1 protein-coding gene is annotated in these 1,302 nt (G+C 43.2%); it reads right to left on the bottom strand.

Annotated elements, in window-relative coordinates; translation table 11 throughout:
- Nucleotides 1-19: 19 nt before the first annotated feature.
- Nucleotides 20-1,141, bottom strand: coding sequence for an ISAs1 family transposase (locus JCM12296_RS34930; protein WP_054702801.1), 1,122 nt, complete (start codon nucleotides 1,139-1,141; stop codon nucleotides 20-22).
- Nucleotides 1,142-1,302: the final 161 nt, after the last annotated feature.

Here is a 1,302-nt window from a genome sequence, read left to right as displayed (position 1 = left end):
GGGTAACCGCATTTATAAATTACCCTGTCGCCAGGATCGTCGATAGGTAGTTGTCGTCCCAACCAGCTCTGAGCCGCTTACACTTGATGCTTTTTTTCAGAGAAGTTTCCTTTTTGATCAGGTTTAACGCAATATGCCGCAATACAGCAAAATTATCGGGTGCATTGCCCTTACGAATTCGAGATCCATCTTCATTAAAGGATACATCCAAAACCCAATGAAGGCTGTTTTCGACTCCCCAGTGGCTGCGGGTGGCATTTGAATATTTCTCGGCGTTACTGGCGAGGCTGCCGATGTAATAACTCGTCTCATTCTCGGTTCTGTCGACAAACTGCCTTTCACGCTCTACCATGCAAATCGTCTCCAGATTCCGCCAGTTTTCTTTTCCCTGAAGCCAACTGATATCCGATGATGTCCAGTATTTTCGGATTTCAATTCTACCATGCTCGCCATCAATGGTTTCATGATAATCAAACACGGCGTTTTTAAATTCATTCTGCTTGAAATCTTGAAAATACGCTTGGACATCATCGTGTAAATGGCCATGGTTTCCCTTCAAAGAAAGAACGTAATCTGCTTCTTTTTCAATAATTGTTTCGCAAATTCTTTTCTGGCATCCCATGGCATCGATGGTCACAATGCACCCCTTGATCTCAAGCATTTTCAGAAGTTCCGGGATAGCAGTAATCTCATTGGACTTTTCCTCTGTTTTAACTTGCCCGAGAACAATCCCATTGGCACACGCCCAGGCACTGACCATATGGATGGCCGCTTTTCCGTTGCTTTTGTCATGGGACCGGCGCAACGTTTTTCCGTCAACGGCAATCACCTCGCCTTTTGTTAACTGGCTGATGGCTTTTACCCAATGCATAAAACAGATTTTGAATTCCTTAGGGTCGATTAGGGCAAATACCCGTTCAAAGGTGTCCGTGGATGGAATTCCGTGTGGAAGCTCTAAAAATCTCTTAAACCAGTCATATTTTGCCTGACCAAACTCGGCGATATGCTCAAAACCGTCGGCATTACAAATGACGGCACATATTGCAATGGTGATGATATCGATAAGTTTGTGGCGGCGGTTATACCTCCTCGGGTCAGTAAGATTGGTAAAATACTTTGGGATAGATGGACGTTGATTCATATGCGCTCCTATTAAATTATTAATAATTTCAATAGGTAGCACATTATTAAACAAATGTCTAGATATTTTTAATTATTTCAATGTGTTATATTGGCACGGGGCTTCAGCCTGTTTTTTGCGGCTATGGCCCCGCATGAACAATTATAAATGCGGTTACCCTG

The organism is Desulfosarcina cetonica JCM 12296 (assembly GCF_001311845.1).
Lineage (GTDB): Bacteria > Desulfobacterota > Desulfobacteria > Desulfobacterales > Desulfosarcinaceae > Desulfosarcina > Desulfosarcina cetonica.
This window is presented reverse-complemented; position numbering and strand designations above follow the sequence as displayed.